This is a genomic window from Corynebacterium sp. AOP40-9SA-29 (genome assembly GCF_052377405.1).
Lineage (GTDB): Bacteria > Actinomycetota > Actinomycetes > Mycobacteriales > Mycobacteriaceae > Corynebacterium.
In genome coordinates this window covers 185,837-198,131 of record NZ_JBQSWR010000007.1, presented here as the reverse complement: position 1 = coordinate 198,131, position 12,295 = coordinate 185,837, and the positions used below count along the sequence as shown (strand labels likewise).

At 66.9% G+C, this 12,295-nt stretch carries 11 protein-coding genes; 1 reads left to right on the top strand and 10 read right to left on the bottom strand.

The features are described from left to right. Positions 1-54 precede the first annotated feature (54 nt). Both purM and ACT3SZ_RS13300 read right to left on the bottom strand, forming a co-directional pair. Positions 55-1,155, bottom strand: coding sequence for a phosphoribosylformylglycinamidine cyclo-ligase (gene purM / locus ACT3SZ_RS13305; RefSeq protein ID WP_444619355.1), 1,101 nt, complete (start codon positions 1,153-1,155; stop codon positions 55-57). 93 nt (positions 1,156-1,248) lie between these two features. Continuing rightward, positions 1,249-1,644, bottom strand: coding sequence for a sterol carrier family protein (locus ACT3SZ_RS13300; protein WP_444619353.1), 396 nt, complete (start codon positions 1,642-1,644; stop codon positions 1,249-1,251). Between the two features lie 157 nt (positions 1,645-1,801). Between ACT3SZ_RS13300 and ACT3SZ_RS13295 the strand changes: the two genes are divergently transcribed. Continuing rightward, the gene (locus ACT3SZ_RS13295; protein WP_444619370.1) at positions 1,802-2,767 is read left to right on the top strand and encodes an acyl-CoA thioesterase; all 966 of its coding nucleotides are present in this window, start codon (positions 1,802-1,804) and stop codon (positions 2,765-2,767) included. Between the two features lies 1 nt (position 2,768). Here the strand turns inward: ACT3SZ_RS13295 and ACT3SZ_RS13290 are convergent, their stop codons facing one another. The 8 genes from ACT3SZ_RS13290 to ACT3SZ_RS13255 form a co-directional block, all read right to left on the bottom strand. Continuing rightward, entirely contained in the window at positions 2,769-3,659 is an 891-nt protein-coding gene (locus ACT3SZ_RS13290) for a hypothetical protein (protein ID WP_444619351.1), read from the bottom strand. A 44-nt stretch (positions 3,660-3,703) separates the two neighbouring features. Continuing rightward, positions 3,704-4,582 carry a hypothetical protein gene (locus ACT3SZ_RS13285; protein ID WP_444619350.1) on the bottom strand — a complete coding sequence of 293 codons (879 nt, stop codon included), beginning with the start codon at positions 4,580-4,582 and terminating at the stop codon, positions 3,704-3,706. A 140-nt stretch (positions 4,583-4,722) separates the two neighbouring features. Further along, complete coding sequence (gene purL, locus ACT3SZ_RS13280) at positions 4,723-7,080, bottom strand: phosphoribosylformylglycinamidine synthase subunit PurL (RefSeq protein ID WP_444619348.1); 2,358 nt, start codon at positions 7,078-7,080, stop codon at positions 4,723-4,725. Between the two features lie 13 nt (positions 7,081-7,093). After that, a complete protein-coding gene (gene purQ / locus ACT3SZ_RS13275) occupies positions 7,094-7,765 on the bottom strand; it encodes a phosphoribosylformylglycinamidine synthase subunit PurQ (protein ID WP_444619346.1) in 672 nt (223 codons plus the stop codon). Next, positions 7,762-8,016, bottom strand: a complete 255-nt coding sequence (purS, locus tag ACT3SZ_RS13270; RefSeq protein ID WP_444619345.1) for a phosphoribosylformylglycinamidine synthase subunit PurS — start codon at positions 8,014-8,016, stop codon at positions 7,762-7,764. The genes purQ and purS overlap by 4 nt, the downstream gene beginning before the upstream one ends. 151 nt (positions 8,017-8,167) lie before the next feature. After that, positions 8,168-9,148, bottom strand: coding sequence for an SMI1/KNR4 family protein (locus ACT3SZ_RS13265; protein WP_444619369.1), 981 nt, complete (start codon positions 9,146-9,148; stop codon positions 8,168-8,170). Beyond that, complete coding sequence (locus ACT3SZ_RS13260) at positions 9,148-11,322, bottom strand: S9 family peptidase (RefSeq protein WP_444619343.1); 2,175 nt, start codon at positions 11,320-11,322, stop codon at positions 9,148-9,150. The genes ACT3SZ_RS13265 and ACT3SZ_RS13260 overlap by 1 nt, the downstream gene beginning before the upstream one ends. A gap of 38 nt (positions 11,323-11,360) precedes the next feature. Further along, positions 11,361-12,260, bottom strand: a complete 900-nt coding sequence (locus ACT3SZ_RS13255; RefSeq protein ID WP_444619342.1) for a phosphoribosylaminoimidazolesuccinocarboxamide synthase — start codon at positions 12,258-12,260, stop codon at positions 11,361-11,363. Between the last annotated feature and the right edge of the window lie 35 nt (positions 12,261-12,295).

Sequence of the window (12,295 nt, the reverse complement as noted above, 5' to 3'; positions counted from 1 at the left end):
AACCCGATGATTCAACCATCCCACGCTCGATCTTGGCCCCTCTGACTGCGGCGCTTAGGTGCGCGGGTGCTCCCCCACGAGCTCGGCGCGCACGGCGGCACCGTTCTCCGAGCCGTCCTCGGCGGCCAGGCGGACGTGGCCAAGCTTCCAGGCGTCGATGTGGCGGGCGGTGAGCATCGCCAGGGCGCGCTCCGCATCGTCCTCACCGACGACGGCGACCATGCCGACACCCATGTTGAAGGTCTTCTCCATCTCCTCCTGCGACACCTTGCCCAGCTGGGCGATGGTGCGGAAGACCGGGGCCGGCTCCCAGGACCCACGGTTGAGCTCGGCGACGAGCCCCTCCGGGATCACGCGGGCCAGGTTCGCCGCCAGGCCACCACCGGTGACGTGGGAGTAGGTGTGCACGTCGCACTCCGAGGCGAGCGCCAGGCAGTCGAGCGCGTAGATCTTCGTCGGCTCCAGCAGCTCCTCGCCGAGGGTGCGTCCGAAGTCGGACACGTAACCATCGAGGGCGAGACCGGCCTTCTCCAGCAGGACGTGGCGCGCCAGGCTGTAGCCGTTGGAGTGCAGCCCGGAGCTGGCCATGCTGATGACCACATCGCCGTGACGCACGCGGTCCGGGCCGAGCAGCTTGGCTTCCTCGACCACGCCGACGGCAGTGGCGGAGACGTCGTACTCGCCCGGCTCCATCAGGCCCGGGTGCTCGGCGGTCTCGCCGCCGAGCAGGGCGCAGCCAGCGTCGATACATCCGGCGGCGATGCCAGAGACGATCTCGGCAACGTGCTCGGGCACAACCTTGCCGATGGCGATGTAGTCCTGCAGGAACAGCGGCTCCGCGCCGCAGACCACCAGGTCGTCGACGACCATGGCCACCAGGTCACGTCCGATGGTGTCGTGCTTGTCCATCGCCTGCGCCACCGCAAGCTTCGTGCCGACGCCGTCGGATCCGGAGGCCAGCAGCGGCTTCTCGTAGTCCCCCAGGGCGAACAGGCCGGCGAAGCCGCCGAGACCTCCCCTGACCTCGGGTCGGGTCGCCTTCTTGGCGATGGGTGCGAACAGCTCGACGGCGCGGTCGCCGGCCTCGATGTCCACGCCGGCGGCCGCGTAGCTCGCGCCTCCGGAACTGTCGCGGGGATCGGTCTGGTCTGTCAAAGTAATTCGCCTTCACTCGCGGTGATCGTCGTGCAGTAAGTTCTTACGTTGAACCGAACCCAGCCTACCCGGTGCCACCAGCGACCGACGTACTCAGACACCCCGGACGACCGGCAGCCAGTGCGATACGTCACCCGCGTGTGCCCCGGACACCTCCGCACCCGCCGCCACGGCACCGTCCAGGTCGATGAGACCGCCGGCCAGACGCAGCCACGTGAGCGCATCGCACTGCACCACGTTCGGTGGCGTCCCCCGCCGGTGCACCGACCCCTCGACGCACTGCGCCGCCGCGAACGGCGGCACCCTGACCTCGACACTGTGCCCCGGAGCGTCCTGCTCGAGCTGGGCGACGCTGAGCCGCACGGCGGCGGCGACGGCGCTGCGTGACGGGCGCGGGACGTCCTGCGGGTCACGTACCCACGGCCACACCTCCACCATCGCGGAGCGCAGCGCAGCGGGGTCTGTCGTCTTCGTCGGCCTCGGTGACATGCCCCCGATGATACGGGGAGTGCACGGGGATGGAATGCGGCGCTGGCCGGGACTGTAGTATGGCGGTGTTCACCAGTGAGACGAAAGGCAGATTGTGGCAGTTACAGGGGCAGACGAGCAGGAACGGGCGCTGCAACCGGAGACGACGCTGCGCTTTATGGCTGCGCCGACCGACGTCCTCATGCAGGGTGCTCGGGGCGTCCACGGCGGTCGTGTCCTGGAGTGGATCGATAAGGGGGCCTATGCCTGCGCCGTCGGCTGGTCCGGCGCGTACTGCGTGACCGCCTACGTGGGGCACATCCACTTCACCCGGCCGATCCCCTCGGGCCACATCGTCGAGGTGCGCTCACGCATCGTCTACACCGGACGATCCTCGATGCACATCGTCAACGAGGTGCTCTCCGCCGATCCGCGTGAGGGCGTGTTCACCCGCGCCTGCGACTGCCTGGTCATCTTCGTCGCCATGGACGAGAACCGGAAGTCCATGCCCGTGCCGCACTTCGAGCCCGGCTCCGAGAAGGGGCTGCGGGTCCAGGAGGCGGCCCTGTCGCGCGTGCAGCTGCGCAAGGCCATCGAGGAGGAGATGCTCAAGCAGAGCTACTCCTCCGACCCCGCCGCCACCACCGCCCCGCGGATGACGCACCGCTTCATGGCCAAGCCCACCGACGTGAACTGGGGCGGCAACGTCCACGGTGGTACGGCGATGGAGTGGATCGACGAGGCGGCGTCCGCCTGCACCTCGGCCTGGACCGGGGAGCGCACCGTGGCGGTCTACGCCGGCGGTTTCCGCTTCTACCGTCCCGTGCACATCGGCGACCTCGTGGAGGTCGAGGCCCGCGTGATCCGCACGGACGTGCGCAGCATGTCGGTGTCGGTGCACCTGCGCGCCGGCGACCCGCGTGAGGGCACCGGCAACCTCCCCGTCGGCATCCACGCCTCGATGACGTACATCGCCACCGACATCGACGGCAACCCCCTGGCCGCCCGGCAGTTCACCCCCACCACGCCGGAGGACAAGCGACTGTCCCAGCACGCCGCCACGCTGCGCGAACTGCGTACCAAGTACCGGCCCATGCCCCTGGTGGACCCGCTGCGCGACGAGAGCCAGTACCCGATGAACTAGGTCAGAAGATCTCGACACGCACGATCTGGTAGTCACCGTCGCGTTCCAGCATGAGGACGGAGCCCTTGCTCTCATCGCCGCCGTCGGCCACGCCGACCAAGACCATGCTGTCGACTTCCTCGCGGGAGTAGCCTTCGTCCGCAAATTCTTCGTAGATGTCCTCGAGGTCTCCGTAGGTCATCATCAGAAGCTGATCGCTTGCCACGACCTCTCCGGCGGAGAGATGACCTCCGCCGAACAGGGAGTCCATTCCGCTGAACGACCCATCACCCGAGAGCCGCAAAGTGGACAGCACGTCGTCGCGGTCCTCGTAGGTGGAGTTCTCTTGGATCCAGGAGCGCAGATCGTCCGCACTTCCCTGTTCCAGCATCTCGTTGGTCATGTTCTTCGCGTCCTTGTAGGGGTCGCCGCCGCCGAATAGGCCCAACGCCCACCCAGCCAGGCCCACAACCACCGCAGTGACCACGGCGGTGATGGCGATAGCCAGGATATTGGATTGCTTGAAGGAATCCTGGACCTGGTGGCTAGCGGCGGACGCCTTGTCGCCGGCAGTGCGGGCGAATTGGCCGGCCTGCTGCTGGAACTGCCCTGCCCCGCCGGATGCTGCGCCGTTCGCTGCGGCGGGAGCCGGAGCGCCGCCGGTATTCAGCGCAGCAAGCTCCCGGAGGGAGACCACGTCGATCTCCGGTGCGGACGGATCATCAAGTCGCTGATCGTAGAGAGAGCGGCGGGTCTCGTCGCCGAGGATTGCCCGAGCCGTGGACAGCTGATCCTGCAGCCCGGCATCGTCAGCGGGTGCCTGCGTGAGCTGGTTGTCGAGTTCCGCGGCGAGTTCCGCCGGAGACGACTGCCGGGAGAGCCCGAGGGAGTGGTAGAGGTCGTAATGTGCCATGAGTTGTTCTTCCTTCGTGAGTGCTGGGTTCCCTGGGATATGGCTCAGGACTTGTAGATATCGCCGATGCGGTAGTCCCCGTCACGTTCAATGAGGGTGATGGTCGCCTTGTCGTTGCCGGCGTCGTCCGTGATACCGATGTAGACGAGAGACTCAGCCTCCTCACGAGTGATGCCACCGTCCTCCAATCTGTCGTATATCTCTTCGAGCGACTCCACCCCCAAGATCGAGTACTGCTGCACAGTAATTCCAGCCGTCGCAGACAGGCCCGACCCACCGAAGTAAGAGTCCATGCCACTGAAGGACGAGGAACTGGAGCTGCTGACATTCATATCCGACATCACGTCGTCGCGGGACTCGTGGACGGTGTTGTCCTGCAACCAGTTTCGAAGATCCTCAGCATTGTTCTGTTCGAGCATCTCGTCGACTACCTTCTTCGGTGCCGAAAAGTCCTCTGTCTTGCCCCCGGTCAACGCGCCGATTCCCCAGCCGACCAGCAGGACGACCACGGCGGTGACCACGGCGGTGATGCCGATGGCCAGGCCCTTGGACTGGCGGAACGAGTCCTGGACCTGGTGGCCAGCGGCGGACGCCTTGTCGCCGGCCGTGCGGGCAAACTGGCCGGCCTGCTGCTGGAACTGACCGCTACTCCCCTGCCCCTCCTGCGTACCAACGTCGAGTGCAGCGAGCTCTTTCAAGGACGCCACGTCGATGTCAGCGGCATTCGGGTCGCCGAGACGCTGGTCGTAGAGCGATCGCCGGGTCTCGTTGCCGACGACCGCGCGAGCGGTGGTCAGCTCGTCGAGCCTCGCCACATCGTCCTGCGGTGTAGCTGCCAGCCGCTCAGCGAGCACTCCATCGAGCTCACTCGTGGAGGCGCTCCGGTCCAGCCCCAAGGACTGGTAGATGTCATAGTGTGCCATGAGAATTCTTCCCTCGTGAAACGTCGAGTGCCATGTAGGCACCCAGTAAAGTCAATGGAAGAATATCAAATGCACATATATAAAGAACCCGCTGTGGGGAGATCTCCCCACAGCGGGCCTCAGGGCCGAGCCTAGCGGTGCTACTCCACCACGGAGTTCGCTCCCACGGCATGGCTGAACAGCGACGGCAGCGTGCCCTCCCAGGCGGCCTTCGCCTCTGCCACCGGCAGCGAGAACTCCGCGCCAGCGGTGGTCACGGCGATCGTGGCGTCCTGCGAATCGGACGCAGGACCGGAGACGCTGGAACCGATGCGGCTGACCGGCACACCATTGTCGGCGAACACGGCCTCGACCTTGTCCACGGCCGAGGGGTCGGAGGCGTCCACGGCGACGAGCACGCGCGTGGCGGTCTCGGAGAACAGCCCGGTGAACACATCAGCGACAGCCTCACCCGTGGTCGCGCCGGATGCCAGGGCGGCCAGCGGGTCCACGGAGACAGACGCGCCGGACTGCACCGCGTACTCCACGACAGCCTGGGACAGGCCACCCTCGGACAGGTCGTGGGCCGAAGCGACGACGCCGCGCAGCTGCCCCATCGCGGTACCGAGCTTCTGCTCGGCACCCAGGTCCACCGTCGGCGGCATTCCGGCCAGGGTGGAGTGGGCGACCTGCTGCCAGATCGAGCCGCCGAGTTCATCGGCGGTCTCGGCGCCGGCGAGCAACAACACGTGGTCGCCACCGGTCGGGCGGGTGGGGATGCGGGTGGCGACATCATCGATGGTGCCGAGCACGGCGATGACCGGGGTGGGCAGGATCGCCTCAGAACCGGTCTGGTTGTAGAAGCTCACGTTACCGCCGGTGACCGGCACCGCCAGCTCGGCGCAACCGTCGGCCAGGCCGTGGACGGCCTCGCGGAACTGCCACATCACGCCGGCGTCCTCCGGGGAGCCGAAGTTCAGGCAGTTCGACACCGCCACCGGCGTCGCACCGGTGACCGAGACATTGCGGAACGCCTCGGCCAGGGCCAGGCGGGCACCGGTGTTCGGGTCGAGCTTGGTGTATCGACCGGACGCATCGGTGGCCACGGCGATGCCGCGGCCGGTCTCCTCGTCGATGCGCAGCACGCCGGCGTCAGCGTCCTTCGCGAGCACGGTGTTACCGCGCACGTAGCGGTCGTACTGCTCGGTGATGAAGGCGCGCGAGCACAGGGCGGGCGACGCCGCCAGGTCCAGCACGGTGCGGCGCAGCTCGTCGACCGAGGTCGGACGGGTCAGGCCGGGCTCGGCGGTGAGCGCGTCCTGGAAGTCCGGGCGGGCGACGGGGCGGTCGTAGACCGGGCCCTCATCTGCCATGGTGGCGGCGTCGGCGTCGACGACGATCTCGCCGCGGTGCTCGATGACCAGGTGGTCGCCGTCGGTGACCTCACCGAGGTCGGAGGCGATGACCTCCCACTTCTCGCACACGGCCATGAACGCGTCCACGTTGTCCGGGGTGACCACGGCCATCATGCGTTCCTGCGACTCCGAGGAGAGGATCTCCGCGGCGGTCATGCCCTCGGCACGCAGGTGGACCTTGTCCAGGTTCACGTGCATGCCACCGTCGCCGGCAGCGGCGAGCTCGGCGGTGGCGCAGGACAGGCCCGCGCCGCCGAGGTCCTGGATACCGACGACCACGCCGGCGTTGTACAGGTCGAGGCAGCACTCGATGAGCACCTTCTCGGCGAAGGGGTCGCCGACCTGCACGGCCGGCAGCTTGCGCTCGGCACCCTCCTCGAAGGTGTCGGACGCCAGGACGGACACGCCGCCGATGCCGTCCAGCCCGGTGCGCGAGCCGAAGAGGATGACCCGGTTGCCCACGCCGGAGGCGAAGGCGAGCTTCAGGTCGTCGCTCTTGAGCGTACCCACGCACAGCGCGTTGACCAGCGGGTTACCCGCGTAGGACGCATCGAAGACCGTCTCGCCGCCGAGGTTGGGCAGCCCCAGGCTGTTGCCGTACCCGCCGACGCCGGCGACGACGCCGGGCAGCACCCGCTGGGTGTCCGGGGCGTCCGCCGCGCCGAAGCGCAGCTGGTCCATCACCGCGACCGGGCGGGCGCCCATGGCCATGATGTCGCGGACGATGCCGCCGACACCGGTGGCCGCACCCTGGTAGGGCTCCACGTAGGACGGGTGGTTGTGGGACTCGACCTTGAAGGTCACGGCATTGCCGTCGCCGATGTCGATGACGCCGGCGTTCTCGCCGATGCCGGCGAGCATCTTCGACTTCATCTCCTCGGTAGTGGTCTCACCGAAGTAGCGCAGGTGCGCCTTGGAGGACTTGTAGGAGCAGTGCTCCGACCACATCACCGAGTACATCGCCAGCTCAGCGTCGGTGGGACGCCGGCCGAGGATGTCGCGGATGCGCTGGTACTCGTCGGGCTTCAGACCCAGTTCGGCCCACGGCTGATCCAGGTCCGGGGTGGCGGTCGCCTGGGCGACGGTGTCGTTCACGTCAGTCATATGCTGTATCTCCTCAGGCTGCCACGGTGCCGACGGCGGACAGGAACATCTCCAGGCCGTCCAGCGACGGCCCGGTCAGGGTCTCCACGGCGTGCTCCGGGTGCGGCATCAGGCCCACGACCCGCCCATCGGCGGAGCTGATTCCGGCGATGCCGTTGACCGAACCGTTGTAGTTGTCGGTGTAGCGGAAGACCACCCGGCCCTCCGCCTCGAGCTCGGCGACGGTGTTCGCCGAGGCCTGGAAGCGGCCCTCCCCGTGCTTCGACGGGATGAGGATGCGCTGCCCGGCGTCCAGCGAGGACGTCCACGCCGTGTCGGCGTTGACGACCTCGAGCTCGGCGTCCGTGCAGTGGAAGTGCAGGCCCTGGTTGCGGGTCAGCGCACCAGGCAGCAGGCCGGACTCGGTGAGGATCTGGAAGCCATTGCAGATGCCCAGCACCGGCATGCCTGCTGCGGCCTTCTCGACCACGGAGCGCACCACCGGCGCCTGGGCGGCGATCGCCCCGGAACGCAGGTAGTCACCGTAGGAGAACCCGCCGGGGACGACGACGGCGTCGACGTTCTTCAGGTCGGCGTCCGCGTGCCACAGCTCCACGGCCTCGGCACCGGCGATGCGCACCGCGCGGGCGGCGTCCACGTCGTCCAGGGTGCCGGGGAAGGTGATGACCCCGATGCGCGCGCTCACTCGGTGACCTCTGTGACTTCGGCGGACACGACCTCGTAGTCCTCGATCACGGTGTTGGCGAGCAGGGTGGAAGCGATGCGGTCCAACTCCTCGGCGGAGACCGAACCATCCACCTCCAGCTCGAAACGCTTGCCCTGGCGGACATCCTCGACGCCTGAGACGCCGATGCGTCCCAGGGCACGAACAACGGCCTGTCCCTGGGGATCCAGGATCTCGGCCTTGGGCATGACATTGACTACGACACGTGCCACTGGGTTTCCTCTTGTTTCCTTGCTGCTAGCTGTAGGTGGGGAACAAGGCACCACCATACCGGGTGCCCCGGACATCGCGAACCGGCGGGCAATACCGGTCGCCTCTACCGGGCGACATCACTGTCGGACGTGCTCGCCCAGTGACATCGACTCAGTACAGCGCACGCAGGTCATTGATGACCGACTGAAGATAGGCGACGTCAAGCCGGTAGCCTCCGTCCACCTGGATCAAGGCACCCTGTTCCGTTCTCACTCTCCACCAGTAATCGAACGGACCGGACATTAACGACAAGGAGTCTTCCTGGTCGGCAGTCACAAATGATCCGTGCACCATGGACACCATAGTGGGGGACCTGTTGTGACTCTCGAAATTGGTGAAGTCCTCCAGGTCCACAATGGGACGCACACCGGATGCCAGCATGAAAAGGATGTCGATGAAAATACACGCCGACTCAGAGAACGAAATGCTGAAGGCCGGAGGGTCGATCATCTTTTCCGTCGCGACCCGGATGAGGCGTTCGGCATCCGGGATGCCCGAGGCGTCGATGGCGGCCCGAAGATCGGGCGCCAGCGGCCCTTCACGCACCGCCCGCACCACATTCTCCGATCTTTCACGGAGCTCGTCCAGCTCGTCTTGCCCGTCCCAGTCCGGATCCGCAGTCAACATGGCGAGGAAGTCATCGAAGGAGTCCGCCACCTTCACCGGCTCGGTACCCACTTCCGGGTCCAGGTGAAGAATGGAACGGCGGGGGAAATCAGGCAGGCGGTAGTTTATGACGAAACAATCCACATCCGTTTCCGACTCTGCGAAGGGCAGTACTCCCTTCGGCAGTTCCCAGTCCTCGATGAGTTCGGGCGCTTCGCGGTGAAGATAGTTCTCCTCGCCATTCGTCGTCTCCCCGTTGCCCAGGATCCGGTAGAGCACTACTCCGTCCTCAGAGGTGTGCGGCGCGAAACCGCCGGGCACGAAACTATAGGCCCGCCGTAGTTCACCGCCGCCCGTTGCCCTGATCAGTCTCCGGTACCCGGCCGGAAGCCTCTTACCGAGCCTGGCCTCGATGTACCAGATCTTCAGGAACGAACAGGGCTTCGCCGGATACAGGAAGAGCTTCTTGAGCGCGCTCTTTCGCATCACGGTCGGATCAACTCCGTGGCACCCATTCGGTCGAGCTCCCAGGCGGTCTCGAAGGCGGACTGGTGCCACTTCTCGTAGCGCCCCGACACTCCCCCGTGCCCGGAAGTCATGTCGGTCTTCAGCAGGAAGTCGCCTGTTTCCCCGGCGACCTCACCAGCAACCTCACGCAGCTTCGCGATCCACTTCGTGGGCTCCACGTAGAGCACACGTGTGTCGTTGAGCCCGCTGATCGCCAGGATCGGCGGGTAGGCCTGCGCGGTGACGTTCTCGTACGGCGAGTAGGTCGCCATGTAGTCGTACACCTGCGGGTCGTGGTACGGGTCGCCCCACTCCTCCCACTCCGTGACCGTCAACGGCAGTTCCGGCATGAGGATGCTGGTCAGGGGGTCAACGAAGGGGACCACGGCCTCAATGCCGGCGAAGCGGTCCGGTGCCATATTCGCCACCGCGCCCATCAACAGCCCACCGGCGGACCCGCCCTCGGCGACCATCTGCTGCGGCGTGGTGATGCCGGCGGCGATGAGATCGTCCGCCACGGCGATGAAGTCGGTGAAGGTGTTGGTCTTGTTCAGTTCCTTGCCCTGCTCGTACCAGGTGCGTCCCATCTCCCCGCCGCCGCGGACGTGGGCGACGGCGTAGACCACGCCGCGGTCGAGCATCGACAGGCGGAACACCGAGAAGTACGGGTCCATGCTGGCCTCGTAGGAGCCGTAGCCGTACAGCAGCACCGGGTTGCTCGCATCGAGGGAGACATCGGTGCGGTGCACCAAAGAGACGGGGATGCGCGCCCCGTCCGGGGCGTCCACCCAGCGGCGGGTGGCGGTGTAGCGGGAGCGGTCGAAGTCGCCGAGCACCGTCTGCTCGCGGCGCAACGTGCGCTCACCGGTACGCAGGTCGATCTCCCACACCTGCGCCGGGGTGACGTAACTGGTGTAGCTGATGCGCAGCACCGGCGACTCCCACTCGGAGTTGCCGACGGTGCCGGCGGAGTAGATCTCCTCGTCGAACTCGATGGGCTCGAAGGTGCCCCAGCCGCCGGCGGCGTCGGAGACGTCCATCAGAGCCAGCTTCTCGATGGCGTTCTCGCGGGTGGCGAGCACGAGGTGGTCGGCGAAGCAGTCCACGCCCTCGACGCGCACGTCGTCGCGGTGGGCGACGACAACCTCGTAGGACGCCCCGTCGAAGCTCTCGATGGCCCCCAGCGGGTGCCGCCCGACCTCGCCGTTCGGCAGGCCCTCGAGCTCCTCACGCACGACGAGCCAGGCGTCCTCGCCGCCGACGACCACGTGGTCGACGTCGTACTGCACGTCCTTCTCGCGGGGACGGATGCAGGTCAGTTCGCCCTCGGGGTCGCCCGTGGCCTCCGAGACGTCGAGGTACCACGTCTCCGACGTGGTCTTCGAGGCGGTGGAAACCAGCAGGAAGCGCTCCGAACGGGTCACGCCGACACCGGTCCAGTACGCCTCGTCGTCCTCGCGGAAGACGCACACGTCCTCGCTCTCGGGGCTGCCGATGCGGTGACGCCAGATCTCGTGCGGACGCCAGGCGTCGTCCACGCGCTGGTAGAAGAGATGATCGTCGCCGACCCACGTCGCGCCGTAGGCGACGTCCTCCAGGACGTCGTCCAGCAGGACGCCGTTAACCAGGTCCTTCACCCGCAGGGTGAAGCGCTCATCACCGACGGTGTCCGTGGAGTACGCCAGCAGCGTGCCGTCCAGCGTGATGCTCGCCGCGCCGAGACTGAAGAACTCCTCGCCCTCGGCCAGGACGTTGCAGTCCAGCAGGACCTCCTCGCGGGCGGCGGGTTCCCCGGCCACGATCTCCGGCGGCGTCCACGCCGCGTCCGCGTCGGTGGTGTCCACCGGGATGCGGCACATCGTGGCGTAGCTCTTGCCCTCCTCCGTGCGCGAGAAGTACCACCACTGCCCCGAGCGCACCGGGACGGAGAGGTCGGTCTCCTGAATCCGCGACTTCACTTCCTCGAAGACCGCGTCCTCCAGGGGTTTGAGGTGGGCGGTACGGGCGTCGGTGTAGGCGTTCTCGGCGGTGAGGTGCGCCAGGACCTCGGAATTGTCCTTGTCGCGCAGCCACTCGTAGTCGTCGACGACATCACGGCCGTGGAAGCTTCGGGTGACGGGCTTCTTCTTGGCTACCGGTGGGTTCACATCCATGGGACACGATGGTAGCCGCCCCACCGGACGCCGTTCACTCAGCGGTCGGTGCAGGTGCCGATCCAGTCGGCGAAGCGCTCCCCCGAGATGCGCTCGTAGGCGTCCACGTAGCGCTCGCGAGTGGCCTCGATGACCGGGCCGGGCAGCTCCGGCGGCGGGGTGCCGGCGTTGCGGTCCCAGCCGGACTTCGGCCCGGTGAGCCAGTTACGCACGTACTGCTTGTCGAAACTGGGCTGGACCTTGCCCTCCTCGTAGGTGTCCGCCGGCCAGTAGCGCGAGGAGTCGGGAGTGAGGACCTCATCGCCGAGCACCAGGTTGCCCTCGGCGTCCAGACCGAACTCGAACTTCGTATCCGCCAGGATGATGCCGTGCTCCGCGGCAATGCCGGACGCCTGGGTGTAGATCGCGATCGAGGCGGCGCGCAGCTCCTCGGCGCGCTCGCGTCCGAGGCTCTCCACGACGACGTCGAAGGAGACGTTCTCGTCGTGATCGCCGAGCTCCGCCTTCGTCGCGGGGGTGAAGATCGGCTCGGGGAGCTTCGACGCCTCCGTCAGCCCCTCGGGCAGTTCCACGCCACAGACCGTGCCGTTGTCCTTGTATTCAGCCAGACCCGAACCGGTGAGGTAACCACGGACCACGCACTCGAAGGGCAGCATCTCCAGCTTGCGGCACACCTGGGCACGGCCCAGGGACTTCTGCGGGATGCGCTCATCATCGGCGGTGCCGGCGAGGTGGTTCGGGAAGTCGATCCGTCCGAAGAAGAAATCGCTCATCGCGGTGAGGACCCGGCCCTTGTCCGGGATGGGGGTGTCCAGCACGAAGTCGAAGGCGGAGATCCGGTCGGTGGCCACCATGAGGAGGGTGTGCTCGTCGATCTCGTAGATCTCTCGGACCTTCCCCGCGGAGAAGTGGGTGTAGTCGGACAAGTCAGGTCGCATGGCCTGCAGAGTCTAGCCCCCGCACCCGTCAATCT